23 protein-coding genes and 3 pseudogenes are annotated in these 26,395 nt (G+C 69.3%); 8 read left to right on the forward strand and 18 right to left on the reverse strand.

The genetic code is table 11. The features are described 5' to 3' along the window. Positions 1-15: 15 nt before the first annotated feature. From RNB18_RS31140 to RNB18_RS31160, 5 genes and pseudogenes are all read right to left on the reverse strand, one after another. Positions 16-360, reverse strand: a pseudogene (locus tag RNB18_RS31140) (transposase); the annotation flags it as partial. A 144-nt stretch (positions 361-504) separates the two neighbouring features. Continuing rightward, entirely contained in the window at positions 505-1,515 is a 1,011-nt protein-coding gene (locus RNB18_RS31145; protein ID WP_311717440.1) for a YdcF family protein, read from the reverse strand. A gap of 67 nt (positions 1,516-1,582) precedes the next feature. Further along, complete coding sequence (locus RNB18_RS31150; RefSeq protein ID WP_311717441.1) at positions 1,583-3,595, reverse strand: FtsX-like permease family protein; 2,013 nt, start codon at positions 3,593-3,595, stop codon at positions 1,583-1,585. Then, positions 3,592-4,425 carry an ABC transporter ATP-binding protein gene (locus RNB18_RS31155; protein WP_311717442.1) on the reverse strand — a complete coding sequence of 278 codons (834 nt, stop codon included), beginning with the start codon at positions 4,423-4,425 and terminating at the stop codon, positions 3,592-3,594. The genes RNB18_RS31150 and RNB18_RS31155 overlap by 4 nt, the downstream gene beginning before the upstream one ends. After that, on the reverse strand, positions 4,422-4,733 hold the full coding sequence (locus tag RNB18_RS31160; RefSeq protein WP_311717443.1) for a hypothetical protein: 312 nt from the start codon (positions 4,731-4,733) through the stop codon (positions 4,422-4,424). Before RNB18_RS31160 ends, RNB18_RS31155 begins: the two co-directional genes overlap by 4 nt. A gap of 164 nt (positions 4,734-4,897) precedes the next feature. Between RNB18_RS31160 and RNB18_RS31165 the strand changes: the two genes are divergently transcribed. The 4 genes and pseudogenes from RNB18_RS31165 to RNB18_RS53820 all read left to right on the forward strand — a co-directional run. Next, positions 4,898-5,248, forward strand: coding sequence for a DUF4333 domain-containing protein (locus RNB18_RS31165; RefSeq protein WP_311717444.1), 351 nt, complete (start codon positions 4,898-4,900; stop codon positions 5,246-5,248). 640 nt (positions 5,249-5,888) lie between these two features. Beyond that, entirely contained in the window at positions 5,889-7,073 is a 1,185-nt protein-coding gene (locus RNB18_RS31170) for a sensor histidine kinase (RefSeq protein ID WP_311717445.1), read from the forward strand. Further along, positions 7,070-7,762, forward strand: a complete 693-nt coding sequence (locus RNB18_RS31175; RefSeq protein WP_311717446.1) for a response regulator transcription factor — start codon at positions 7,070-7,072, stop codon at positions 7,760-7,762. Before RNB18_RS31170 ends, RNB18_RS31175 begins: the two co-directional genes overlap by 4 nt. A gap of 350 nt (positions 7,763-8,112) precedes the next feature. Further along, positions 8,113-8,187, forward strand: a pseudogene (locus RNB18_RS53820) (MerR family transcriptional regulator); the annotation flags it as partial. Positions 8,188-8,550: 363 nt separating this feature from the next. Here the strand turns inward: RNB18_RS53820 and RNB18_RS31180 are convergent. From RNB18_RS31180 to RNB18_RS31190, 3 genes are all read right to left on the reverse strand, one after another. After that, the gene (locus RNB18_RS31180; RefSeq protein WP_311717447.1) at positions 8,551-9,123 is read right to left on the reverse strand and encodes a GNAT family N-acetyltransferase; all 573 of its coding nucleotides are present in this window, start codon (positions 9,121-9,123) and stop codon (positions 8,551-8,553) included. Positions 9,124-9,267: 144 nt separating this feature from the next. After that, positions 9,268-10,059 carry a GvpL/GvpF family gas vesicle protein gene (locus tag RNB18_RS31185; protein WP_311717448.1) on the reverse strand — a complete coding sequence of 264 codons (792 nt, stop codon included), beginning with the start codon at positions 10,057-10,059 and terminating at the stop codon, positions 9,268-9,270. Next, entirely contained in the window at positions 10,056-10,463 is a 408-nt protein-coding gene (locus RNB18_RS31190) for a gas vesicle structural protein GvpA (protein ID WP_311717449.1), read from the reverse strand. The genes RNB18_RS31185 and RNB18_RS31190 overlap by 4 nt, the downstream gene beginning before the upstream one ends. Positions 10,464-10,571: 108 nt before the next feature. Between RNB18_RS31190 and RNB18_RS31195 the strand changes: the two genes are divergently transcribed. From RNB18_RS31195 to RNB18_RS31205, 3 genes are all read left to right on the forward strand, one after another. Further along, positions 10,572-10,796 (forward strand): hypothetical protein, encoded by a 225-nt coding sequence (locus RNB18_RS31195; RefSeq protein WP_311717450.1) that lies wholly within the window; start codon positions 10,572-10,574, stop codon positions 10,794-10,796. Between the two features lie 640 nt (positions 10,797-11,436). Beyond that, complete coding sequence (locus RNB18_RS31200) at positions 11,437-12,210, forward strand: alpha/beta hydrolase (protein ID WP_311717451.1); 774 nt, start codon at positions 11,437-11,439, stop codon at positions 12,208-12,210. Positions 12,211-12,325: 115 nt separating this feature from the next. Then, entirely contained in the window at positions 12,326-12,871 is a 546-nt protein-coding gene (locus tag RNB18_RS31205) for a hypothetical protein (protein ID WP_311717452.1), read from the forward strand. Between the two features lie 131 nt (positions 12,872-13,002). Here the strand turns inward: RNB18_RS31205 and RNB18_RS31210 are convergent, their stop codons facing one another. The 10 genes and pseudogenes from RNB18_RS31210 to RNB18_RS31255 form a co-directional block, all read right to left on the reverse strand. Beyond that, entirely contained in the window at positions 13,003-13,353 is a 351-nt protein-coding gene (locus tag RNB18_RS31210; protein ID WP_311717453.1) for a transcriptional regulator, read from the reverse strand. Beyond that, positions 13,350-13,868 (reverse strand): hypothetical protein, encoded by a 519-nt coding sequence (locus RNB18_RS31215; protein WP_311717454.1) that lies wholly within the window; start codon positions 13,866-13,868, stop codon positions 13,350-13,352. The genes RNB18_RS31210 and RNB18_RS31215 overlap by 4 nt, the downstream gene beginning before the upstream one ends. Positions 13,869-14,112: 244 nt before the next feature. Continuing rightward, positions 14,113-14,211 (reverse strand): annotated as a pseudogene (locus tag RNB18_RS31220) (IS5/IS1182 family transposase); the annotation flags it as partial. After that, on the reverse strand, positions 14,165-14,530 hold the full coding sequence (locus tag RNB18_RS31225) for a hypothetical protein (RefSeq protein ID WP_311717455.1): 366 nt from the start codon (positions 14,528-14,530) through the stop codon (positions 14,165-14,167). The pseudogene RNB18_RS31220 and the gene RNB18_RS31225, both read right to left, overlap by 47 nt. 474 nt (positions 14,531-15,004) lie before the next feature. Continuing rightward, a complete protein-coding gene (locus RNB18_RS31230) occupies positions 15,005-16,090 on the reverse strand; it encodes a pentapeptide repeat-containing protein (protein ID WP_311717456.1) in 1,086 nt (361 codons plus the stop codon). A 50-nt stretch (positions 16,091-16,140) separates the two neighbouring features. Then, positions 16,141-17,391, reverse strand: a complete 1,251-nt coding sequence (locus RNB18_RS31235; RefSeq protein WP_311717457.1) for a hypothetical protein — start codon at positions 17,389-17,391, stop codon at positions 16,141-16,143. A gap of 115 nt (positions 17,392-17,506) precedes the next feature. After that, on the reverse strand, positions 17,507-18,259 hold the full coding sequence (locus RNB18_RS31240) for a sigma-70 family RNA polymerase sigma factor (RefSeq protein WP_311717458.1): 753 nt from the start codon (positions 18,257-18,259) through the stop codon (positions 17,507-17,509). Between the two features lie 16 nt (positions 18,260-18,275). Next, positions 18,276-18,467 carry a hypothetical protein gene (locus RNB18_RS31245; protein WP_311717459.1) on the reverse strand — a complete coding sequence of 64 codons (192 nt, stop codon included), beginning with the start codon at positions 18,465-18,467 and terminating at the stop codon, positions 18,276-18,278. A 313-nt stretch (positions 18,468-18,780) separates the two neighbouring features. Continuing rightward, the gene (locus tag RNB18_RS31250; RefSeq protein WP_311717461.1) at positions 18,781-19,377 is read right to left on the reverse strand and encodes a hypothetical protein; all 597 of its coding nucleotides are present in this window, start codon (positions 19,375-19,377) and stop codon (positions 18,781-18,783) included. Between the two features lie 736 nt (positions 19,378-20,113). Continuing rightward, the gene (locus RNB18_RS31255; RefSeq protein ID WP_311717462.1) at positions 20,114-20,485 is read right to left on the reverse strand and encodes a hypothetical protein; all 372 of its coding nucleotides are present in this window, start codon (positions 20,483-20,485) and stop codon (positions 20,114-20,116) included. 43 nt (positions 20,486-20,528) lie between these two features. On the opposite strand from RNB18_RS31255, the gene RNB18_RS31260 reads away from it, so the two are divergent. Further along, on the forward strand, positions 20,529-26,324 hold the full coding sequence (locus tag RNB18_RS31260; RefSeq protein WP_311717464.1) for an RHS repeat-associated core domain-containing protein: 5,796 nt from the start codon (positions 20,529-20,531) through the stop codon (positions 26,322-26,324). Positions 26,325-26,395: the final 71 nt, after the last annotated feature.

The following is a 26,395-nucleotide window of genomic DNA, read 5'->3' on the forward strand; positions in this document are numbered from 1 at the left end:
TTCCCAATGACGATGTCAAGCTGCCGCCGTGACGGTTGGTACGACCTCGTAGCACTCTCCGCCGCGGATCATGGCCCACAAGACGTTGGCTCGTCGACGGGCCAGAGCGAGCAGGGCCTGCTTGTGCCCCTTGCCCTCGTTCCGCTTGCGAGCGTAGTAAGCCTGGGAGGCTGCGCAGGTTCTCAGGCTGGCCATCGCGGTGAGGTAGAAGGCCCGGAGCAGGCCGCGATGGTAGCGGCGAGGGCGGCGCATGTTGCCGCTGACGCATCCGGAGTCCCGCGGCACTGGTGAGAGGCCGGCGAAGAACGCCAAGCGGTCGGCCGTGCCGAAAGCCTCCAGGTCGCCACCGGTGGCAGCGACGCTTCAGCCCAGCGGCCGATCGGCCTCGGCCCCGGGCCGATCTCCTTCCGCGGGGAGCCCGGCCGGGGAGACGGTTCCGAGGCCGTGCCGAGGCGGGCCCGAACTCGGGCCCGTGCAGCGCGGTTCGACGACGGGACCTCAGTCTCAGGAGGGGAGAAAGAATCCCATCAGGGCGACCAGCGCGCACGAGCCGAGGTTGACCGCCCGGTAGTGGAGGAAGATCGCGGCGAACTCGCGGATCGTCGCGCTGGGCCAGAAGTAGGCGGCGGTCGGCGAGCCGATGACCTGGCCGTTCACGCCGGTGCGCCGGGCCGTCAGGGCGGCGCGGAAGACGTGGAAGTTGTTGGTGACGACCACACACCGGTGGTCCGGCACGCGTTCGCGCATGAGCGCCTCGCTGAAGCGCAGATTCTCCTCCGTGGTGCGCGAGCGGTTCTCCCGTACGACATGCCGCTCCGGGACGCCACGGGCGATGAGGTAGTCGGCCATCGCCTCGGCCTCGGGCAGGTCCTCGTCGGGTCCCTGGCCGCCGGAGGTGACCAGCACGGGCGGCGTACCCCGCGCCGCCTGCGCCTCGTACACCGCGCGCGCCCGCTGCAGTCTGCTCGCCAGCAGGGGCGGCACCCGGGAGCCGCCGACCAGACCGGAGCCGAGGACGACGACGAAGTCCACGTCGTGACGGACCTTCAGGCGCGCGTAGAGGAAGGCGTAGGCGAGGAACGACAGGAAGACGTACGAGACGTAGCCGGCCACGAGGAGGACCGCTCCGGCGACGTGCCGAAGCGGCGCCGAGTCGAGGTCGGCGGCCGTCACGGTGAGCGTGACGCAGCCGAGGACGGCCAGCCCCGCCAGCCCGGAGAGCAGATTGGCGGGGCGTCGACCCTCCTTGCGGACCATCGTCACTCCGTTCGCGATCAGGAAGAACGCGAGGGCCAGCACCCCCAGAGCCAGCAGCGCGAAGGCGAGGGTCACTGCCGCGAGGAGGGGTGCGGGCGCGCTGCCGGTTGCCACTTGGGCGAGCAGCGCCAGGGTCAGCAGGACGAGGCACAGTCCGAGGAGGACGGCGTTGCCGAAGCGGCGGGGGTCTTGCCGCGTCCGGGCCAGGAGGAGCAGGAAGGCCGGCCCGGCGAGGATCGCGAAAATGACGGCAGGCATGGGTTGTTGTCACCTTTGCTGATCGGGGGCGTCGCCCTGACCCGGGATGCGGGTACGGAGGTGCCTGTTACTCGGGGCGTGGGCCCGACTGCTCCGTGACCGACCTCAGCAGCGGGCGGCTGAGCGCGCCGGCCGCCAGCAGTCCCGCGACGCCGACGCCGAAGCACAGGGCGAGCAGGACGATGCCGCCGGTGTCGACCGATGCGCCGCTGCCGAGGGTGAGCGGGGCGGCGGCGAAGACGCCGGTCAGGGCAGCTCCGCCGGCGAGGACGGCCACGGGTAGGAGGGTCTCCTTGCGGCGGGCCGCGTCCAGGGTCCGCAGCGGTGTACCCGCGAGGCGGAGCAGGCCGTAGGTGCGGCGGCGGTCCAGGACGGAGGCGGCCGCGGTGATGCCCGCGGAGGCGATCGCGGTGATGAAGGTGACGCCGAGGACGACCCGGGTGGCGTTGGAGAAGTCGTCTGAGAACAACCTGGTCGACCAGTCGATGTCGGTTCCGGTGACGGGGTACTGGCCGGGTACGAGGGACGTCAGCGCGGTGCGGGCGCGGTCCAGCTTCTCGGTGCCGCCGGGCACGTGGGCTACGACCTGCACGGTGTTCTCGCCCCCCGGGGCGACCCAGTCGGTGTCCGTGCCGATGGTGGCGGTGATCCCCGCGTGTTCCAGGCGGTGCCGCGCATCCTGTTGGACCACGGCCACCCGGCTCTTGGGGACGGACACGGCGAGGGTGTCCGGATGTCCCCACGGCGAGGCGCTGGAGATCCCGAAGAGAGCGAAGAACCCGGCCACGAATCCGGCGAGGGTGAGCCCGGAGACCGTACGCCAGCCGCTCTTGGGATCGTCCAGCAGGCGGCGGCCGGCCAGCAGGGTCGCCGGCTTCTGGGCAAGTGCGCAGATGATCCGCCCGAGGACGCCGACCACCCACGGGCCGATCACGGACAGGGCGAGGAAGACCAGGGCGAAGAACACCAGGGGGCCGTTGACATCACTGACATCACTCTTGTGCTCCTCGGTGTACCAGCTGTAGCCCACGATCACCGCGACGAATGCCAGGGCGCGCAGGAAGCTCATGCGGGGTGGCTTGGAGCGGCGGGCCACGCCCAGGGGGCCGACGACGACCTGGCGCAGCCCGACGAGCGCGCTGACGACCACCATGGCGACGACACCGGCGAGCACGGCGAGCAGCACCGGGAGCCCCACCCACAGGTCTGCCGCGTACCAGGAGCCGCCCGCCACGGACACCTGCGCGGTGGCCGGAAGGAGCAGTCCGTATCCGATGGTGCCCAGCAGCGCACCCGCCGCGCCGGTGAGGGCCGCCTCGGCGGCGGTCATCCCGGCGATCCGGCCCGGGGTGGCGCCGATGAGCCGCAGTGCGGCGAGGCGCTGGTCACGGCGGGAGACCGACAGGCGGGCGGAGGAGGCGCCCAGGACCAGCAGCGGTACGACGACGAGGATGGTGGCGATCTTCGCGAGAGCCACGTACCCGCCGCCGATGCCGTCGGACGAGCGCCGTCCGGTGAAGTCGGCGACCCGGGTGGGAGTGACGATGTCGCCGGGGCGGCGCGCATCGTCTTCGCGCGGGGTGGTGACGGCGGCGGCGGTCGACTCGTGGCCGACGACCGCGACCAGTTCGCCGGGGTGGGCCACCGCGGCCCGGCCGAGGGTTCCCGACACGGTGCCGGGCACGGGATGCCGGTCGGCGGGAAGGCGGTGGAGCAGGTCGGCGAGGGCCGGGGAGACCCACACCTCGCCCGGCTCGGGGAAGCGGGGCATGCCGGGCGGGGCGGGGGCCTTCTTGCCCGGGAGCTGTGCCACGTCGACGACCGTGACGGGGGTACCGCCGCTGAAGGTGGTGCCGACCGCCTCGACGGCGACCGGAGCCGCGGACGTGACGGGGGTGCGCCAGTCGATGCGGTCGGCTCGCTGCTGGAAACCGAGGTTGACGGCCACGCAGATCAGCAGGAGCGCGGTGCTGATGGCGGCCGCGGCGACGGACAGGGAGGTGGCCAGCAGCCCGGTGCGGCCCCCGGCGCGGGTCAGCCGCCAGGTCAGGGTCCAGGTGGTGCGGTCCAGGGCCCTCATCGGTCGTACCTCGCGTCCGCGTCGTAGCCGGCCGGGCGTCCGGCGGTGCCCCGGGGGGCGTGGGCGAGGCCGCTCGTGACCGCGGCCCCGTCCGGCGTCCGGTGGTCCTCGGACAGGCGGCCGTCGCGGACCCGGACGGTGCGGTCGCACCAGCGCGCCACGTCCTCGTCATGGGTGACCACGACGAGTGCGGCTCCCTGCCTGCGGGTGACGGAGACCAGCAGGTCGATGACCTCCATGCCGGTGACCTGGTCCAGCGCGCCCGTGGGCTCGTCGGCGAAGATCACCTGCGGGCCGCCGACCAGCGCGCGGGCGATGGCCACACGCTGCGCCTGCCCGCCGGACAGCTGTCCGGGCCGCCGCTCCTCCATGCCCGCCAGGCCCAGCGGCGGGAACCACTCCCGCGCCTTCTGGACCGCCTGGCGGCGAGACATGCCGCCGAGCATCAACGGCAGGGCCACGTTCTCGTCGGCGGGCAGCTCCGGCAGCAGCTGCCCGGACTGGAAGACGAAGCCGAAGCGGGTCCGGCGCAGCTCGCTGCGGTGCGGCTCGCCCAGCTGGTCCACGCTCACCCAGGCTCCGTCCGGAGGGACCCCCGTCTCGCTTCGCTCGCCGACGAGCATCACCTGGCCCTCGTCGGGGCGTTCGATGCCGGCGAGGCAGTGCAGCAGGGTGGACTTGCCCGACCCGGACGGGCCCATGATCGCCAGCGACTCGCCCGCGGCGACGGACACGTCGACATCGGTCAGGGCGCGGGTCAGACCGTAGGACTTCCTCAGCCCGGCGCCCACCAGGACGGGGTAGGCGGTGGTCGTGCGGTACGGGTTCATCGGGCGGCCTCCACGGTGACGAGGGCGCACAGGACGAGGCACAGCCCGGCGAGCGCCGCCAGGGCCGGTTGGACAACGGTGAGGATCTGCATGCCGTCGACGATCCCGCCGGACGCGCGCGCCTGTCCTCGGCCGCCGGACCGGTCCTGGGCGGCCGGCATCGGCCTGCGGGCCGACCCGATGCTGCTTTCCCGGACCACCCGGCGGGTGGAGCGCCCGGCCACCGGGTGGTGCAGGAGGCGCTGGCGAACGTGCGCCGCCACGCCCCTGGTGCGGACGTCGTCGTCCGCCTCGAACTGGACCGGCACTGCGGTACGCGACCGCCAGATGCCGCCCGCCTGCCCCGTGAATCGGCCTGCGGGCCGACCCCGGCCGCACGCTGTCCGCCGCCAGGCCGAAGCGCGGCCGCCGTCCGGCGGGCCACTCTCCTGGTGACAGCCTCACCGCAGCAAGCGCATCGCAGGAGAGAAACATGAAGTACGTCGCCGTGTCCCTGGTGACCGCCACCGCCGTGGCCGTGGGCGGGTTCGCTTTCGTGGCCGTACCGCGGCTGCTGAGCACGGAGTCGACCAGCATCGTCGGTTCCACCGGGGCCGTGAGCCGTGCGGAGGTCGAGAAGCAGGTCCGCGAGAACTACTCCGTGCCACTCATCCAGGAGAAGCCGAAATCCGTGAGCTGCGCCGGAGGTCTCAAGCCGCGGCAGCTCGACTCGGTCGAGTGCACTGTGACGTCCGAGAACGGGAAGCGGCAGCAGATCATGGTGTCCGTGACCAAGGCCAAGGGGAACAGCGTCTCGTACGACTACGCGGTGCTGGAGAATTAGGACTGTCCGCTGTAGCCCGGGGCGGGACTGTCAGGACGGCATGACCATGACGAAGACGGGATTGATCACCCCACCCGCGCCGACATCCCCTTGTGTCCCCTGCCATTCGACAACGTCACGCTCCGCCTGCTCGGCAGCGACGGCTTCCCCACCACGGCCGAACGCCCGAACGCCCGGCCGCCCGAACGCCCGCGCCACCGCGGCGGCCGCCGTCGCTATCGTGGCCTTCCTCGTCCGCTACGACAGACCCGAGCATCTGCACGAGACCAGCGAAGTGGTGCCGGACACTGCACCCGACGTTCGGCCCGACCCGGGACCCCGCGTCGGTGGACTGCCCGACCCGGACGGGCCCCTGGTCGCCGGCGAGCCGGAGGACCTATTCAGACGCCCACCAGGACGGGGTGGGCGGCGGTCGTGCGGTACCAGTTCATCGGGCGGCCTCGACGGCGACAAGGGCGCACAGGACCAGGCACAGCCCGGCGAGCGCCGCCAGGGCCACTTGAACGCCGAGTATCCGCATACCGCTGGCGATCCCGCCGTACCACCCCTCCCGTCCTCGGCCGCCGGACCGGTCCGGGGCGGCCGGCATCGGCCTGCGGGCCGACCCGCTGCTCGGCCGTGCCTCCGTACTCTGTGCGGCGTGGAACCCGATACTCCGCTCTCCCCGGCCGTCCAGCGCGCCATCACGGTCTCCCTCTGCGGAGGCCTGGTCCTGGTGTGGCTGTTCGACCTGGCGGCCCACTACGACCCGCAGAACCGCTGGTCGAGCTGGCTGACCCTGGTCTCCGGCCCCCTCGCCGCCGCGCTGCTCCTTCCCGCCCGCCGGCCGGGCCCCGAATGGCGGGCCGGCGCCGCCGCGCTGGGCTCCCTGACCCTGACCGTGAGCCTGCATGCATATGCCCGTCTCAACAGCGGTACCTGGGGCCTGCTGGAAACATTCGCCCTGCTCGTGCTGCTCTCCCGGACCGCGCGGCGGGTGGAACGCCCTGCCACCGCCATGACGCTGTCGGTGGCGCTGGCTGCCGCGGTGATCGCTTTGCCGCTGCGCTGGAGCACGGGCCCCAACATCTCCGAGTACTCCTTCGTGCTGACGTTCGCCGTCGGCGGCGCCGCGGGCCTCGGTTGCTATCTGCGTCTCCTGGACTCCCGCCGGGCCCATGCCGTGACCTCCGTACGCCACAACGAGCGCCTGGAACTCGCCCGGGAACTGCACGACTTCGTCGCCCACCACGTCACCGGCATCATCGTGCACGCCAACGCCGCGCTGATGATCCAGGAGACCTCGCCGGAGCAGATCAAGCCCCTGCTCGAGGGCATCTCCCGAGCTGGCGGGGAGACCCTGGACTCCATGCGCCGCCTGGTGCGGGTGCTGCGGGAGGACGACCACCAGACCACCCGCCCGGGTCAGCTGCTGACCGAGCTGAACCGCTTGGTCTCCGCGTTCGCCGAGAACGGGACCACGTCGGCGCTGGTCATCGCGCCCGAGGTGCGCGAGATCCGGGTGGCTCCGGAGGTGGAGACGTCCGTCCACCGCGTGGTGCAGGAGGCGCTGACGAACGTGCGCCGCCACGCCCATGGTGCGGACGTCGTCGTCCGCCTCGAACTGGACTCTCAAGGTCACCTCCGGGTGGAGGCGCGCAACGCGGCGCCGCATACGCGCGCCACCGGGCCGATCGGCGGGCGGGGCGGCTTCGGCCTGGTGGGCCTGCGGGAACGCGTGGAGGCCGTTGAGGGGTCGCTGACCAGCGGCCGGACAGCGGACGGCGGCTGGTGCGTGAGTGCCGCCTTCCCCGTCCTGGCAGCTGTGGAAGGATCATCGGCGTGAGCGGTGACAATGGTGGGAACGGGGCCCGGACGCGCGTACTGATCGCGGACGACCAGGAAATGGTCCGTACCGGTTTCCGGCTGATCCTCGGCACCCAGCCAGACCTCGAAGTGATCGGCGAGGCCGCCGACGGCGCCGAGTGCGTCGAACTCGCCCGCAGGATGCGTCCCGACGTGTGTCTCGTCGACATCCGCATGCCCAGGCTGGACGGTCTGGAGGTCACCCGGGCCCTGGCCGGACCGGGCGTCACCGACCCGATGCGCGTGGTCGTGGTGACCACCTTCGACCAGGACGACTACGCCTACACCGCCCTGCGCAACGGCGCCTGCGGCTTCCTCCTCAAGGACGCCGGCTCCACCCTGCTGATCGAGGCCGTGCGCTGCGCCACCCGCGGGGACGCCCTGGTCTCCCCCGCCGTCACCATCCGGCTCCTCAAGCACCTCGCCGGACAGCAGCCGCCGGCGGCGCTCCCGCACCCGCTCTCCGAGCGGGAGCTCGAGGTCACACGCCTGGTGGCGGTGGGCCGCACCAACCAGGAGGTCTGCGGCGAGCTGTACGTGTCCCTGGGCACGGTCAAGACCCACCTGGCCAACATCAAGGACAAGCTCGGCGTCCGCAACCGCGTCGAGATCGCCGCCTGGGCCTGGGAAACCGGTCTCGTGCACGACCGCCAGACGCCGCCCACCTGACCCAAGGGGCGGGCCCCTCTCCCGGTGACAGCCTCACCGCACTCCGATCATTCCAACGGCTCGACGGCCCGATCGGAGGTCAGCAGGGCAGGGGGCGTCGGGTGGGCGAGCATCAGGTCAACGATCGCTCTCGTCTGATCAGTCAAGGCCCGGGCCAGCGACCAGTTGGCGTAGATCGATCTTCTTGATCTCTGCCCAGGTAAAGCCGAGACGGCGGTACTTGTTCCGCTGCTTCGGCCGCATGTGCTTGATGTCCTCTTTGGAGATCGACGCCGCCCTGCGCGCCGGACCGATCAGGAGAGAAGGGAGAGGCTCAGCGTCGGTGGGGTCGCAGATCGGTCGGTGTCGCCGTGCGGACCGAGCTGTCCCTGCGCACGATCCGGCACTACGAGGAGACCAGCCTGGTCATCCGCCCCGCCCTCTCAACTCCAACGAGCCGGCCGACACCGGCGAGCGGGAAGCACCCGTGGAACAGGCCTCCGCCAAGAAGATCGAGGACCTGCGCGTCCAACTGGCCCGCGGTGGCCTTGTTCACCGGTTTCGACAGCAGTTGTTCAGTGCCTCGGGAGGCACCCGGGCCGCGGCATGTTCGATGTTCACGAGAAGCGACAGCACCCGCGCACGGCGATGAGGTTGTTGCCACTCCAGGCAGACCCTACGAACTACGGGATGCTCCAGCGGTGCGGATGGTCGGGATCGGTGGGGCAAGCGAAGACGTTGAGCTCGCCGGAGCGGCCCACGGTGACCTCGGTGGGGGTTGCGGACCGAAAGGCGGGCAGGTCTCGGTCCTAGCGGCCGGCCGTCAGGGTGGCCGTCGGGTGCCACTCGCGGCGGAGGAGGCCGAAGACCCAGGAGTCGGAGACGTCGCCGTTGACGACGCAGTCCTCGCGGAGGGTGCCTTCGCGGACGAAGCCGAGCTTCTCCAGGACCCGGGCAGACGCCACGTTGCGGGTGTCGGTCTCGGCCTGGACGCGGTTCAGGTCCAGGGTGTCGAACGCCCACCGCAGGACGGCGTGCGCGGTCTCCGTGGCGTAGCCGTGGCCCCACGCGGCGGCGTCGAAGACGTAGCCCAGGGACGCGCTGCGGAAGTCCGGGTTCCAGCTGGTCAGGCCGCACCAACCGATAAACGCGCCGTCGGAGGCGCGGTCGACGGCCACCCGCGCCCCCGTGCCTTCCTCCTCGATCGTCCGGCAGGTCGCGATGAAGCGCTGGGCGCGGGGCGGTTCGGTCCACGGCGGGGAGTCCCAGTACCGCAGCACGTGGGCGCTGCTGTGCAGCGCGTAGAGCGACGCCGCGTCCGCGTCGGTGAACGGCCGCAGTCGCAGGCGGGCGGTGTGCAGCTCGGGGGTGGGCAAGGTCATGCGGAGCATCCTGCCGCGTCACGCTCGCCCCCGACCATCCGTTTATCCGGACGGTCGGGGCGCGTACGTGCCCGGTGACGCCGGACGCGCCGGATGGGCGGTGAGTCCGCAGTACCGTGCCGGCATGGCGAGCACCAGAGCTTGTTACCCGTTGGTCGGCTGAGCTGCTCCGGCTCCGAACGCTTCCGCGGTGCCGCCTTCGGCCTGCTGGGACGAGGGCGTGTCGACGAAGCTGTAGGGCGGCAGCGGGCCGTGGACACGCAGCTCCAGGTGCGGGTGCTCCTGGCGGAGTCCGTCGACCGCGGCCAGGAACTGCTCCGCTGAACGGCGGTCCACGAGGAAGGAGAGGTTGGCCAGCCAGCCGGTGCTCTGCGGGCCGACGCTGACCGCCTCGGCCGTCGGCTCCAGCGCCTGCTGGAGCAGCTCCGCGTCAGTCGCCTCGTGCGCCTGGACGGCAGCAGCCACCATCTCCCCCAGCCGGACCTTTTCCTTGTGCGCCCCGCCACCGGCCTCCCGGTTCGCCTCCGCCAGCAACCGGATCTCGTCGTTGTCCGCCATCACCAGGCGCAGCACGCCCTCTTCATTGTGGTTGGCCTTGATGTTGTACTCCGCCTTGCCGTCCAGCGCGTCCAGCCGCTCCAGGAAGTGCTCCGCACGTTCGGCGAGGACCGTGGTCACCGTGTCGTCGTCGGGGGAGGCGCTGCCGAACCGCATCGGCAGGACCACGCCATCCGCTCCGGCCGCATCCAGTACCCGCTGGTGGGCGAGCAGGTCACGCCGCTTGGGCCGCAGCTCCTCGGGGGCATCGCTGACGATCGCGGCCAGCTCGCCCCGACGCAGCACGCGCACCGGCCGCGGTGGGTCGCCGATGCCGTCCGTGTCCTGCGGGGGCGAGGAGTGCGAGGCGCGAATGATTCCATATACGTAGGTGCTCACCGCTCTGTCTCCCTCCTGCGCGCGGCGGGCCGTGCGCCCTGATGCTCTCTGCCCTCGTCACGGGACTGCTGGAAGGCGTCGGAGATCGTCTCCGCGGCGCCGGACAGCGCTCCCTTGGTCTTGCCGCTGGCGCCGGACTCAGTAACCTGCCCCGTGAGCTCCGTAAGCCCGGCTGGCTTGCGCGGCCCCGCCTCCAAATCGAGACGGTTGCACGCCTCGGCGAAGCGCAGGTAGGTGTCGACACTGGCCACCACGATCCGTATGTCGATCTTGAGTATCTCGATGCCGACCAGGGAGACCCGGATGAACGCGTCGATCACCAGCCCTCGGTCGAGAATGAGTTCCAGAACGTCGTAGAGGCCGCTGGAACCTCCCCCGCCACCCTGCTGTGTCGCCACGGTCATCCCGACCAACCCCTTGCCATCTGTCTCTGAGTGGCCCCGTCGGCGCTGTCCCTCACTGCGACGCAGGCTCGCAGGTGCGAGTAGCCCCTGCCACCTGCAACCAAACGCATGTACGAGTTCTCGTCTCGTGGCCGTACAGGGGACGCCGACGTCTACCTGTGCGGCTGCGTGCCCTCCATGCGCACCGTCCGCACCCAGCCTGCTCCAGGACGGCATCCCGCACGCCACATGCGCTACGAATCCCTCGTCCCCGACCCGTGGCCGAGCGGAAGATGGATCAGCGACGTCAGGCGGGCTTGGCTCGAACGGACGCAGCGCCGCGCCGACTACTGACAGGGGCGCGGTCACAAGCCTTTCCCCGCACCGTCACCGGCCCCCGGCTGACCATGACGGACGACTACGCCACCGCCGCGTTCGCCCGACAGCTCCCGGGACTGGCTCGAATCGCTGCAGGGATACGAGGCGCTCGCCCTCAAGCCCGACGGCCAGGCATGGCGCACATCCAGATTCACGGTCCATGGACGAGGACGCGGGTTAGGCCACCTCATGTCAGCCGCGTGGGGGCGGTGTTCCTCGAATGGCGGAAGGCGCGGCTAGCTCGGCTGGCCCGGGCCCGGCGCGGCTTGGAGGATGAGGAGCGGGGTCGCTGCTCTGGTTCTGCCCGGCTTGGGATGATCGCGGAGGAGTTTGTTGTGATGTATTCGGCTGACACATCGGTGTGGGCGCATTCCCCTTCCTGGCCGGGTCGGACTCTGCGCCGTGGAGAATGCCCTGGCGTTCGGCCTCGCGCATGATGACCTCCGGCCCCTCGCCCCACCGGCCCTCTATGGTGCGGGCGGCCACCCGAACACCGGCTGTCCCGCAAGGGCACGAAAGGCAGGCGTCCCCGGGTGTACGGCCTGTCAACATCGATGCGGACGGTGTCACACTGTCCGGTTTGATGAGTGAACCCGCGGACAGTTGCGCTCGCGCGGTGATCATCGCGCTGCACGGCGGAGGTATGAACGCCGGCTATTTCGATGGCCAGGCGCACCCGGATATGTCCTTGCTGGCGTTGGGTGCCCGCTTGGGGTACATGGTGCTGGCGCTGGACCGCCCCGGCTACGGTGCGTCATACGGCAGCTTTCCCCGCGGACAGAGACTGACCGCGCAAGCCGCGACCGTGCGGGCCGCAGTGAGCGCCTTCACTGCCCGCCACGCACCCGCTGCAGGCACTGTGCTGCTGGGGCATTCCTTCGGGGCCAAGGTCGCCTTCGCCGTCGCCGCGGACAGCGGCGTGCGGGAGGTGCTGGGCGTGGATGTCTCCGGGTGCGGGCGCAGGCTCGCCGCGCATCCCGGATCGCTCGGCCGGGACCCGGGACCGGGCCTGCGGCAGCTGAACTGGGGGCCACTGAGCTTGTATCCGGTGGAGACATTCCAGGTGAGCCGGACCGCGATGGCATCGATGCCTGAGCATGAGATCGGCACGGTGGCAAGCTGGAAGCGGCTGTCGGCTGTGCTCCTGCCGCGCGTCCGGGTCCCCGTCCGCCTGACCTTCGCCGAGCATGAGGCTTGGTGGCGCCACGACGATGACGCGATCACGGATCTGACTGCGCGGCTGTCCGCAGCTCCACGCATCGTCGTCGACCGCCTGCCTCACGCCGGCCACAACATCAGCCTCGGCTGGACCGCCCGCGCCTACCACCTCAAGGCCCTGGCGTTCGTGGAGGAATGCGTGGCCCACGCGCGGCACACAGCACCCCGGTGACCGTACGGTGAGAAGTCGCGTACCAACCGCGCGCTGTCCGCCAGCCGAGGGACCAGGAGGATGGGAATCCGCTCGCCCGCAGGCCAGCGGGCCCGTCGGCGTGCATCCTGCGTCGGTGCCGTCCCCTGATGCCTTGTACACCTCGGCACCAGACACGGCCCCGATCGCGGGAACAGACACCAGCGATCCGGCCTACGCCGCAGCGACACCGAATCTGAGCGACATGTCGTACTACGACACCGACAACTCAGCGTACTACCAGAGCAACACCGACTCGAATACCAGCGTGACGCCGTACAGCGCCTACGGCTGGACCTACTTCGGCGGAACAACCACGGTCGGCGGCTACGACATTCCCAACGGCCAACTCTACGGACAGGTCGTCGGCAGCGGGCTCACTGTTCAAAACGCAGGCGGTGACTTTTTCACCTATCACAGCATGTGCGAATGGAACATTGACCAGGTTTGGTACGACAGCACTGGGCACAAGTACCGCACCGAACGAGCACGCACAACAACTGCACTGGCTACGGAGGCACCAAATACGTCTATCCCGGTGGCGCCCACATGCGCGCGGGCAAGAGTTGCACTGTTCTGTACGTCGAGTGGCGTCAGGTCCGCGTCGACGCGGTATGCCACACCATCCACAGCTGACGTCTGACCGGAGCGCTCCAGCAGCCGAGGCGGCGTCCCCACGCTCCCGGTGCAGTGGTGTCGCTCTGCACCGCTAGTCAAGTTGCGGGCCGGTTGCCGGACTATCTGCCGGCAACCGGCGCACACTGATCGGCGGGACTAACGCTGTGCGTCCAGGCTCAGCAAGGCCGTGAGCGCGTTGACCTCCTGCTGCAGTGCCTCCTTGCCTGCTCGGCTGATGGAGATCCACGTTCGCGGCCTTCGGCCTTCGTAGCCTTTGCGGACCGAGACCAAATCGTGGCGGGCGAGGATCTCGATCTGCTTGCCGAGATTGCCGTCTGTGAGCTGCGGCCTCGTCTTCAGGTAGGTGAAGTCCGCCTGATGGACCTCGGCGAGGACAACGAGCAGTCCGAGCCGGGTCCGCTGGTGGACGACGTCGTCCAAGTGCACGGCGGCGGAGACGTCGGGGGGCTGCTGCACCTCTGCTGGTGCGTCCTCCTCGCGGCTCATGCAGCCAGCCTCCGCTCCCGCCGCATGGCGGCCAGTCCACCGGCCAGCAGGAGCAGTCCGGCCGCTGCAGTGATGATCGTAGGCGCGCCGTCGAAATAACCCGACTGCGGCTGGAACCAGCCCAGGCCGTACGCCGCGCGGTACAGCAGGTTCTCCAGCGTAGCTGTGAACGTCCCCAGCACCCCAATGACAGCGAAAAGCACCGCAAAGGCCCCGAGGTAGGCGTTGCGCTGCCGCACTGCCAACACCAGCAGGGCGATCCCGATGACCGGCAACTGGACAGCGGTCAGCGGGAGGACCAAGGCGAAAGCCGCCAGCAAGATCCAGCCAGTCTTCGCATAAGGGGCGTCACCTGCACCTACACCGACACCCACCAGCCGGCGCCGGTACCACCAAGCCACCAGCAGAAAACCCACCGGGGCGACGACCGACCAGTACACAAGGCTCAGCAACGACAACTGCCCAGCAAGAGGGACGTACCCGAGCGTTAGCACACCGAAGGCCAGCAACGGCACAGACGACGCTCTTCGTTCCCCTCGCGCCATCCTGCGCAGGCGTTCCACCTCAGCCAGGACACCACCGGACTCGGCAGCTTTTCCCATCACGTCCACCCGCTGCCAAGAGCAACCTGGAGCAGAGAGTACTCTCCGATACAGAGTTCCTAGATCGGCCGAATGGCCATTTTCTCGTCAAGGGCACGCAGCACTACCGCCCGCCGGCTTGACAAGTCGCGCCCAGCACGCGGACGCGGTCGGCGCCCCCGGTCGCCGACCGCGCCACCCGCTCCTGCTTCCACGCGGCGACCAGCGGCTCAATCAGCGCCCACTGCTTGTCGGACAAGTCGCTTGCGTACGGCATCCGTTCCATGCCCGCGGTCCGGCGTGGCGAAGCAGGTCAGCCCGATGGAGCGGTCGCGGATGCCCAGCCGGGTGTCGGGAGCGGCCACCACGGTGGCGCGCAGGTGCTCGGCGAGCAGGGTGGGCGCCGGTCCGCGGCCCCGGGTCTCTTTGGTCTTCTGCATCTCCTTCACCTTGGCCTTGAGCACCCGGCGGGCGCGGGCGGCCACGGTCTTGTCGAGGACCAGGCGGTGGTAGGTGCGGCCGGTGACGACCACGCCGGACAGGCGGCGGTTGATGGTCGAGGGCGCGGTGTTGGTGCCTTCCAACCTGGCTGCCACCACAGCCACTCGACGAACGCGGTCAGCGATCCGGGCGTGATGGCGGTGACGGGCAGTTCGAGCAGCGCGCAGAACTCTTCCCACTGCCTCCCGTCGGCGGCGTAGGAGTCGGTGGTGTTGTAAGGCCGGAGGTTCTTCTCGTGCTGCGCGCTGCGCTCCTCCAGCTCCTGCAGCTTGGCGAGCACGTCCGGGGTGAACGCCGCGGCGTTCGTCGCCGCGGTGGTGCCCGCCGGACCGGCCGACGTCGGCAGCACCACGGTGGGCGTCAGAACGCGCCGAACGTCCTTACTCGTCTCGCTCTGCTCAATGATGGCCCGTCACGCCCCTTTACTCGTAGCGCTGTTTGTCGCATCTGTGTCCCGCATATGTGAGCGGTGGCCATCTATGAGCGCGATGTTCAACAACCGATGGGTTCCTGATCGGCGGTGCCTTGACGTCGACGCACCCGCTGCAGTCGACAGCTCAAGACCCTCGTCAGTCACGTCTGCGCGCTGATCGGTCAGCCAGAATGGACGGGGAGGGAAGAAGCAGGTTGGCTGGTGGGGCTTCCAACACCCCGCGGTCGAAGGTCGGTGGCACTTCCCACGACCCGATGGATTGAAAGTCGACCTCTCCCCCCACGAACGTGGCCTCGGCGAAACTCATCCGGCCGCCGGAGAACCTGGCCCCGTCGAAGGACACACCGCCGCTCGCGAAAACGGCCGAATGGAAGTTCACCCAACCGCCGGAGAACGTGGCCTCCAAGAAGTCCACCCGGGCGCCAGCGAACTTGGCGTGGTCGAAGAACAGCAGGCCGCCTCGGGGGACGGATGCCTGAGTGAAGTCCACCTGGCCGCCGGAAAACGTGGCGTCAACGAAGCCGTCGAACTTGGCCCGAACGAAGGCCAGCAGGCCGCCAGAGACCGTGGCCAAGGTAAAGGACACCGCGTTGGCGAACGTCGTGTCGGTGAAGTAGGTCCGCCCGCCGGAGAAGGTCGCCTCGTCGAAGGAGACCGAGCCGTGGAAGTGACTGTCTGAGAAATCGCCGCCGTCGAAGGTGGCACCCGTGAAGTCGAAGCTGCAACCTGACCAGGAAGTTAGCGATTCCGGATCTTGGAGGTGTTGGCGTATCACCCTAGTGATGGTCTGGCGTACCTCCCGTTCGCCTTCCTTGTACAGGGTGGCCGCCGGGTTGGTTTCGTATGGCATCCGGAGGTAGGCACACAGAACGTCGACGCAGACCTGTCGTTGCGCTTCCCAGTCGTCCGCGAGCCGGGCGAGAGCGTAGACACCGGCGAGGCGCACGGCGGCCTTGTCGTGCCCGAGCTGTCCGGCCACCGTGGTGTAGCGGTCGGCGAGCTGGTTGGCGACGGCGCGGTGGGCGTCGCTCTCGGCGATGCGCTGCTTGCGGTAGGCGTACACACCGGCCAGCAAGGCGCCGATCAGGGTGAGGATGGCGAGGGTGAGCTTGATGGCGTCCGAGGTGTTGGCGACGAGCGGGTCAACAATGAAGCGGTAGATCAGATAGCCCGCTCCGACGGCGCCGAGGACGGCGAGCGGAGCGACGATCCAGACCCGCACCAGGCGCGGGGCGTGTCATCCGCCCGATGCCCGACCCTGGTGATACCACCTCAGTTTGTCTGCCACCCCTTCACCATGCGCGAGCTCCGCGTCCGCCCGGCGGCTGAGACGGCTGTTCGGCGGCGTACTGGCACCCGTGGGGCGGCGAAATACAACTGCCGCTCTCGGCCCGGCCGCCGGTCACTGGTCGCCGCCACCTCGTCCCAGATGCCCTCGCACTTCGGTGCGGCGAAGGCCTGCTCACGGATGCCTACAGCACGCCGAGCAGGGCGTTGTCCTCCCACTGGTCGACGACTTCGAGGTAGCCGGCGAGGACCTTGGAGTGCGGGGCCCAGCCGCCCTGCTTGGCGATGACGATCTGGTCGTGGCCCTTCAGGCGGGAGGACGTCGCCAGGCCGCGGCGGGGGCTGTGGCCGGTGAAGCGGATCTCGATCCCGGCGCGTTCGCCGGCGCGGGTGACGATGTCGCCGATGGACAGCGGGCTGCAGCCCGCTGTCCATGACGGTGTGCCAGCAGTTGTGCAGGCGGCGCCAGGCGTATCCGTCCGGGTCGGTGAGGTCGGCGGCCTCCGTCCACGCCTGCCAGGCGCGGACGGGGCAGATCGAGGGGTGGGAGCCGTAGGGAACCGGGACGACACGGGGGCGGACCTTGGACACGCGCAGGTCGGCGTGGATGCCGGCGGGGGTGTCGGCGTAGTCGCGGACCCGGTTGAAGGCGAGTTCGTGCTCGTGGCCGGCGACGGCGAAGTGCATGAGGACCAGGGCGCGGTCGCGGATGCCCCGGAGGTTGTCGGGGCAGGCGGCGCTGATCTTCACCAGGTGCTCGACGAGCAGCGGCGGGGCCTGGCCGCGGCCGCGACTCTCGCCGCTGGCCTCCATCTCCTTGACCAGCTGCTTGAGCCGGTTGCGGGCGAGGCGGGCGACGCCGTCCTCCGGCCGCACGCCGTGCTCGGCGCGGGCGGACACCACGGTGCCGGAGATCCGCCGGTCGATGGTGGACGGCGCGGTGCACGTCCCCTTCTTCCCGCCGGGCTGGGTCCACAGCCAATCGACGAACATCACCAGCGTGCCGGGGGTGATGGCGAGCACGGGGACCCCGGAGGCGGCGCAGAACTTCGTCCAGCTCGCCCAGTCCTGGGCGTAGCTTCTGCGGGTGCTCGACGGGCGGCCGTCGGCGATGATGCGCACGGCCTGGCGGTCGATGTGGTCGAGTGCGGCCCGGGTCGCGGTGTCGTACTTCTCCGGCCGGGCTGGCGCCGCGGGGATGACGACCGGTTCGACCGCGTTCTGACCATCTGACACACCACGCCCCGTTCACCGGATTTGAGAGCTTCCATGGAACCTGGATATGGGGAGGTTCTCCGGGAACCATGACTCCTGGCCGCCCGCGAACGTGCCCGGCCGTCCGACAACCCCACTAACGCGTCCCGAACCGGGAGCCTTCCTGCTCTGACCTGAACCGGCGCTCTTCCAGTGCCTGCCGCGCCGTCCCCCACGTCCAGATCAGCACGCTGAGGGCCAGGGTGGTGGCCAGGGAGGCGAGAATCAGGACCCCCCAGAACGACAGCCACTCCCACGACTGCTTCGCCACCGGGCCACCCGCAGCAGGGGTCACGAGATGCAGCATCACCCACAGCCCTGAGGCCGCGGAGCCGGCTAGCACCACCGCCAGGGCTCCAAGGGTCAGCTTCAGCGCGACGACCGCCCGCGACATGTGGGTGGCCACCGTGCCTGGTGCAGTCCCCAGGGCCGCGGCTGTTTCCGTCTGTGTGTATCCCCGCGCCCGGTAGAACATCACCCTGCGCTGTTGGCGCGGCAGGGCCCTCATCGCCGCCTGAAGGTCCAGACGCAGGTCGACTTCCGCGCTGGGGCTGTCGGCGAGCCCCGCGCTCTCCAGGCGCAGATCCGTGTCCAGTGATCCATAGCCCTGACCGCTGCGGTAACGGCGGGCAGCATGGCTGACCTCGTTCTTGATGACGGCGTAGACGTACGGGCGCAGCTTCTCGACTGATTCGCCGTGGGCCAGCACGTTCGTCAGAGCGGTCTGCACCAGGTCCTCAGGGTCCGCAGACGACGCCGGGACCCCGAGGACTCGCAGCCTCTTGCGGGCGTAGCCCACGAATTCCTCGTACCGTTCGGCGACCAGTTCCGCGACCGCTTGGGCGTGCACCGCTGGCCGTTCCCCCTCAGCCACGCCGTCCCCGCTTTCCCGCGCGGCGCCCGTCGCTCAGCTGCCTGGTCGACTCGCCCCCTGCACGCAGGAGTTCCGCCTTGCCCGACGCCCGGATACGGAACGCGACGCTCTTCAGCACGCTGCTCAGCCCCGGCGCGAGCACGAACGCCACGAACGCAGCAATACCGACGCCAGTAACCTCCACCGGAACCCCTCCAGTCTGCGGCCTCGAGCACCTCACCGTGAAGCTGCGGCCGTACACCTCCCTGACAGTCGAGGGGCCGCCGGATTCTTGACACAACAGCCAAGATTCTTTTTCTGCGCTCGCGTGGCTGCCCCTGGCTCCGGTCCCCTCGGCGGGCCGTGTCCCGCCGTCGCCGTCGGCGTTGGTACGGGCGTGAGAGAAGCCCCCTGCGGGGTGCCGTCGTTGCGGACAGCGGACAGGCGGCCAACCGATCCGTTCCTCCGGCGGTCAAGGCTCTAGGCGACCGGGTTGCCGCCGCTGCCCCTCCGCTGCCCTAGAACCCGCTGTCCGACGGGTTGTTGTACGCACTGGAACCAGCGCTTGAGCTGGAGGGGCGACGATCGCGGCCCACCCGGGCGGGTTCGACGGGCTTGAGCAGGACTTTCACCACTTCCCTCCAGCTACTGCTTTCCATGGTCAACATCACCAGCCCCACCCACACGGCAAACAGGACGCCGACCGTGCCGGCAAGGCCCAGTGTCACTGCGCTGGCGGGCGAATCGATGCCTGCGGACGGGATGACCTCCCGCAGGCCAGTCGCCCTGCACCAAGAAATCCATGCAACGAGGCGGGGCCTCGTGGAGTTCGCGGGTCGGTGCGGGCTGTCGGCGTGGGAGGGGCGCTGGGCGGCCCGCGCCCTGGGCGGGTGCTTGCGCGCGCCGGTGCGGTAGCGCTCCACAGACCGCTGGGTGATGCCGAGTTCCTGGGCGACGGCCGTGGTTGTCTTCAGCTGCTTCAGCAGGAAGTTGACCGCCCTTTGAGAGTCTTGGGCGGTGCGTGGGGTGAAGACTTCCTGGCCGGCCCGCTCGATGGCTTCCTGGACCAGGGCGTCGTCGGCGCCGGCGTCGCCCGGACGAATCCGTCGCACCACGGGTCTACTCCCCTTCGTCCATGACGGCGTCGCCTTTGATGTGGCTGGGGATGCCGCCACTGCACACGCTGACCGCAAGTCCACGCTGACGGCCGCCGGGACGCCTGGTATCCCTCCTTCTGGCGCGCTCTCCCGAGGGACTCTCCGCCGCGCGGGCCTCCACGCAGCCCGCGCCTCACACCCGCCGCACGACGACCAACACGGTCACCGGCCTTCACTGCCCACCCGAAACCATCACCAGCACACGGTAACTAATTACTTACCCGCTTTCGCCTATAAAAGTATTAGTTGACTATAAAAGAAGGAATTTACCATCATGTTTCAGTCAACTTTGCATGAACACTTCTTGCATCTGACTGACACCCCCTTTACCGACCCGGCCAGCGACGATCACCGAGAGCAACATCGCGCGGGCGCCTGCTCCTCCGACGGCTACGTCAAGTAACGACACCTGGCGGGAGGCGGTGTGACAGTGCGCGGACTGCGCATCGGGCGATGGAACCTTCCGGGGGTGGCCGCCAGGCCGATGACAAGATCACGCGACGAATACGCATGTCATAAAAAGCAGGCATGTGATCGTGGAGCGAAGGAAACGTGCAGTGAGTTGGCGAAGATACGGTGGCCTGCGGCCTCCGCGCGGCAGCCGTGGGATCGCGGTGGCGGTCACTGGTGCGGTTGTCTCGACCCTGTTGGGGACGACGATCGGGGCGCAGTCGGCCGAGGCCGCGCCAAGGCATCACGCGGTGGTTCCGGTGGCATCGCGGCCGGACGCGGTGGCGGCGATGATGTCGGCGAAGGCGCAGCGATCGCGGGTCGAGGTCCTCGACGATCGCACCGATGCGTCGCAGACGTTCGCTGAGCCGGACGGTACGTTCGAGTACCAGGTCTCCGCACAGCCCCGCTGGTTGATGCGGGGTGGGTCGTGGAAGTCCCTGGACGCGACGTTGCGGCGAACGAAGTCCGGCGCTGTTGTGCCGGGCTTGTCGGAGTCGCCGTTGGTGTTGTCCGGCGGTGGTACGGGGCCGTTGGCGACAATGACGGTGAACAGCCGGAAGTTGTCGGTGTCGTGGCCGTCGGCGCTGCCGAAACCGGTGCTGTCGGGTGACACCGCGACGTACCCGAACGTGCTGCCGCACGGCGTGGACCTGCGGGTGACGGTAACGCCGGCGGGCGGGGTCGAGGAGATACTGGTCGTCAAGAACGCGAAGGCGGCGTCCGATCCGCAGCTTGCGTCCCTCGCGTTGACCACCGTGAACGGCTCGGGGACGTCACTGTCGCAGGATGCCGGCGGCAACGTGACGATGAAGGACAAGCGCGGCCGGGCGCTGGTCACTTCGCCGGCTCCAGTGATGTGGGACTCCGCCACCGTCCCGCCGACGGGCGCCGACGCCGACCGGCCGAGCGTCCACCCGGAGACCGACACGGTCCCGACGGCCTCGACGGCCTCGACGGCGGAGGTTCCCGGTTCGCGGGCACACACAGGCCGGGTGAGGACCACGCTGCGAGGTCGCCGCCTGGCACTGTCACCTGACATTTCCCTGCTAAAGGGAGGTTCAACCGCCTACCCGGTCTACATCGACCCGGCGTTCACCCCGCACCCGACGTCGGGCTCGACGCTGCACTACGACGAGGTGCAGCAAGCCTTCCCGACGGTGTCGAACTACGACACCGGCGGCAGTGGCGGCCTGGCCACCGGCTACCAGGGGTTCTCGTCCCCGACGGGAATCGAGCGGACCTTCTACAACCTGAGCGTGCCCTCGGCTATCTACGGTGCGCATGTCATTTCGGCCACGCTGAACACCAAGGTGACCTACGCGGCGGCTTCCGGATCCAACTCGACAACGGTCAACGTCTTCTCCGAAGGGCCGATCAGCTCTACCACCACGTGGAACAGCCAGCCGGCGAAGGCGACGGGTGCGACGAACCCGAACTACCCCAGTCCCAACGTGTCCAAGTCCTTCACCACGACAAGTTCCAGCCCGAACCTGTCGGTGGCGTTCGACGTCACGGCCGGGATGCAGACGATCGCCAACCTCCACAACAACAACTGGACGCTGGGTCTGTACAACGCGACGGAGACCAACGACGTCGACTTCGTGCGGTTCACGGACAACCCGACCTTCTCGATCACGTACAACAACCCGCCGGCAACCCCGGCGAATCTGTCGATGACGCCGTCCGTCGTCACTGGTTCCAGCACCTACACCTCGACCGGCACGCCGACCCTGTCCGCGTCGGCCACCGACGCCAACAGCGACACGGTGCAGCTCGGCTACCAGATCCTGTCGGGATCCACGGTCAAGGCGTCCGGGAACACGGCCTTCGTCACCGCCGGAACGGCCGCGACGTGGAAGCCGTCGACCGCGCTGCCGGACGGCGCCTACACCTGGCAGGTGCGCGCCTACGACGGTGAGGACTACTCGGCCTGGACCACCGCCAAGGCGTTCACCATCGACACGTCCACCCCGCCCGCACCCACCGTCAGCTGCCCGAGCTACCCGAGCGGGCAGTGGACGGCTGCCGTCAGCGGCGGCGCTACCTGCTCCCTGACCGACTCGTCCGGCGACATCACCGGATACGACTGGAACCTGGACGGGGGCACCTCAACCTACGTCTCCGGCACCGCCCCGAGCATCACCGTCAACCCGCCGGCCGGCTACCACACGGTGGCGGTCTACGCCGTGAGCAAGGCCAGCAAGAACGGTGCGACGGCGAACTACTCGTTCGGCGTGGGGTCCGCGGGCATGACCGCTCCGGACGACCAGGCGACGACGTCGACGACGTTCCCCCTGCAGGCCGCCGCCCCGCCCGGCTCGGCAAAGGTGACCTTCCAGTACCGCAAGGGCACCACGGGGTCGTTCACTACGATCCCGGCTGGTGATGTGAAGAGCGGTTCGTCCTCGGTGACGTGGCCGGTGGCGACGACCAGCGGCTCGGGTGAGGTGCAGTCCCCGGCTCTGACCTGGAACGTCACCCACACGCTCAACAACGACGGTCTGCTGCAGATCGAGGCGGTCTTCACCGACTCCTCCGGCAACAACCCGATCACCACCCCACCGGTCAGTGTCACTCTCGACCGCATCGGCACCGGTGCCGACTTCGGCACCACCCAGGTCGGCCCGGTCACCATAGGCCTGCAGTCCGGCAACGCCTCCGTGTCCATGACCGACGTCTCCATCGGCAGTTTCGGCAGCGGACTCGGCGTCACCCGCACATTCAACTCCCTCGCCCCGGCCGCCCCTTCCCTCTTCGGCCCGGGCTGGACCACCACGCTGCCCGTCGAGGGCACCAGCGCGACCTGGTCTTCAGTCACCGACGCAACCAGCTACGCCACCGCTACTGGCGCCGACGGCTCCAGGCTGACGTTCGCCACGACGGGCACCAACGGCAACGGCCTGACCACCTACTCCCCGCAGGGCCCCGCGGTCTCAGCCGGCGTGACGCTGACCAAGAAATCCGGCGTCTTCACGCTCACCGACGGCAGCGGCATCGCCACCAGCTTCGCCGTCCCCGCGGGTGGCACGGCCGGCACCTACCTGCCGTCCACCGTCACCCAGCCCGGCGGCGGCAACACCTCCACGAGCTACGTCTACGACTCCACCAGCGGTGATCCCGGTTACGGAAAGCCCCTGCTGGTGATCGCGCCGGACGCCAACGCGCCCACTGGGACGGCCAGTTCCACCGCGTGCCCGAACCCGCCGTCCGCCTCCACCTGGGACGCCGGCTGCCGCGCGCTGCAGTTCTCCTACGACAGCGCCACCGGCAACGTCTCCGAGATCGACTTCGTCACCTCCGACGGCAGCCACCTGACGCAGACCCCGGTCGCCGACTACACCTACGACTCCAGCGGTCGGCTGAAGTACGAGTGGGACCCGCGCATCAGCACTCCGCTCAAGACGATGTACACGTACGACGAGACCCCCTCGGACTCCGACTACGGCCGCATCACCGCCGTCTACCCGGCCCAGGACCGCGGCCAGCCCGCCAACACCCTCCAGCCCTGGGCCCTCGCCTACGACTACACCCCCGGCGACGCCGGCTACGGCAAGATCCTCTCCGTCACCCGCACCCACAACGCGGCCAACGGCGGCGGCACCGCAGTCAACACCGTCTCCTACAGTGTCCCGTTGACCACCGCCAACGGCGGCCCCACGAACATGGACCCGGCCACCACCGCCAACTGGGGACAGAGGGACAACCCCGTCTCCGCGGTGGCGATCTTCCCAGCCGATCACGCCCCCACGTCCAACCCGCCCTCCGACTGGACCTACGCCCGGATCCTCTACTACGACGCCAGCGGCCGCGAGGTCAACACCGCCACCTACAACAACGGCTGGAACGTCACCACCACCGAGTACGACCAGTACAGCAACGACATCCGTGAACTGACCGCCGACAACCGGGCCACCGCCCTGGCCGCAGGCTCCGCCTCGGCGACCGTCGCCGGACAGCTCGACACCCAGTACCTGTACTCGGCCGACGGCACCGAACTGCTCGACACCTACGGTCCCGCCCACCAGGCCATGGCCGCGGGGACGACCCAGACCGTCCGCTCCCACGTTCACGACACCTACGACGAGGGCGCCCCAAACCAGGGCCTGGACAGCGACGGTCAGCCGTATCAGCTGGTCACCACCGAGACTTCGGCAGCCAGCCCCGGTGTCAGCGTGCCCGGCTCCGGCGACGTCGACGTCCGGACGACCCGGTACGTGTACTCCAGCGGTTCCGACACCCTCGGGTGGAGTCTGCACACCCCGCTCCAGACCGTGACCGATCCCGGCAGCGGACATCTGAACATCACGAGCACCACCGTCTACAACGAGAACACCTCGCTGTACGGCGGGGAAAACCTGCCCATCGAGACACGCCAGCCGAGCAACCCGAGCGGTGGCGGCGCCGGTTCCACCAAGACCATCTACTACATGGCCGGTGCCAACAGCGCCGACAGCGCATGCGGCGATCAGCCCGCCTGGGCGGACCTGACGTGCAAGACCGAGCCGGCCGCACAGCCGGGCACCACCGGTACGGCGAGCCTGCCGGTGACCTCCTACACGTACAACATCTACCTTCAGCCGCTCACCACGACTGACACCTACACGGCTGCCGACGGCAGTACCTCGACCCGGACGACGACCGACCACTATGACGCGGCCGGCCGCCTCACCGACGTGTCGACGGCGACCACCGGCCCCGGAATGGGCGCGGCTGTCGCCCCGGCGCACACGGTCTACTCGTCCACGACGGGCCTGGTGACCGACCAACAGAACCTCGACTCCGGCGGCAACGTCTCCTCCGAGGTCTCCACCCAGTACGACGATTTCGCCCAGCCGAGCGAGTACACCGACGCGTCCGGCACACAGACCCAGTACACCTACAACCTGGCGGGCCGGCTCACCGGCCGCAGCGACAGCGCTGACGGCGGCGACACCGTCACCCTCTCCTTCGACGGCGGTGGCAACCACACGGGAGCGGCCACCAGCGAGACCGACAGCGTCTCGGGCACGTACGGCGCCACCTACGACCAGGACGGGAACCTCACCGGCGAAACCTATCCGGGCGGCACGAGCGCCACATACGCCTACGACCCGACCGGCATCGCCACGTCCCTCACCTACACCAACAGCGCCTGGAGCGGAGCGCTGAGCGACACGGTCACGCCGAACAGCTCCGGCGACTGGGCGAACCGCACGGTGCTGGCCTCTTCTGAGGTGTACTCCTACGACGCCGCAGACCGGATCGCCGGCGTCGCCGACACCCAGAGTGGTGGATGCACCACTCGCTCCTACACCTACGACGCGGACTCCAACCGTACGGAGGTCTCGACCGCGGCCCCGGCGGCGGACGGCAGCTGCCAGACCACGTCCACGCAGAACGAGTACCACTCCTACGACACCGCCGACCGGTTGACCGATACCGGATACGCCTATGACACACAGGGCGACATCACCACCACGCCCTCGGTCGACGCGGGGAACGCCGGTGACCTGACCGCCACCTACTACGCGAACGACATGCTGGCATCACAGGCTGAGGCCGGCCGCACAATGACCTGGCAGCTCGACCCGATGGGCGTCAGGTTCGGCTCATACACCGACAGCCAGACCGGCGTCACCACGACCAACCACTACGCCGACCCCGGCGACAGCCCCGACCTGATCACCGGCTCCGACGGCGGCTGGACCCGGATAACCACGGGACCGAGTGGCCTCGTGGCCACCACGACGGCCGCCGGCGTCACGCTGGACCTGTCCGATCTGCACGGCGACGAGATGGCCACGGTCGACGTGGCCTCCGACGCGGTCACCGGTACCTGCACGTACAGCGAGTTCGGAACCGTCGAGACCGGCACGCCCGGTGAGTACGGCGTTCAGGGAGCGGCACAGCGCAGCTCCTCCTCTCTGGGCGGGACGGCTCTGATGGGCGTACGGGTCTACAACCCGTCGCTCGGCAGGTTCGCCCAGGTCGACCCGGAGCTCCTGGGCAGCGCGAACGCCTACGACTACACGAATCAGAACCCCGTGATGCAGGAGGACACCAGCGGGATGAAGCCGCGGTCGTGCGGGTTCATCTGCGGCATCGTGACCGATGGCGTCGCGGACCTCGCCGCCGCGTTCTGCGGTGCGCAGGGGCCGCTCGGCGGCGCCATCTGCGGCTTCTTCGTCGGTGTCGCCTACGGGCTGGCTGTCTACAGTTACGAGTACGTCGGTCGCGGTTTCACGGTCTCAGGCGCGGCTCACGCCGCGGAGACGAACGGCTGGGAGTACGGGCTCGCGGCGGCCGGCGTCGGGACCCTGCTCAAGGCGATGAAACCGCTCTACCCCTACTTGGAGAAGTACGGCCCCAAGATCGCGGTATGGGTCGAGAAAGTCGCCGGCAAGACGGTCGGCAAGTGGGTTCTGGAGGCCCTGTCGTACGTCGAGAGTTGGGTGCACAGCAAAATCAAGTGATAACCACCGCGCACCCCTGAACTGACCGATACCAGGGGGCGGACCACCGGCCCGCCCCCTGGTCCTGCCGC

This window comes from Streptomyces doebereineriae (assembly GCF_031845645.1).
GTDB lineage: Bacteria > Actinomycetota > Actinomycetes > Streptomycetales > Streptomycetaceae > Streptomyces > Streptomyces canus.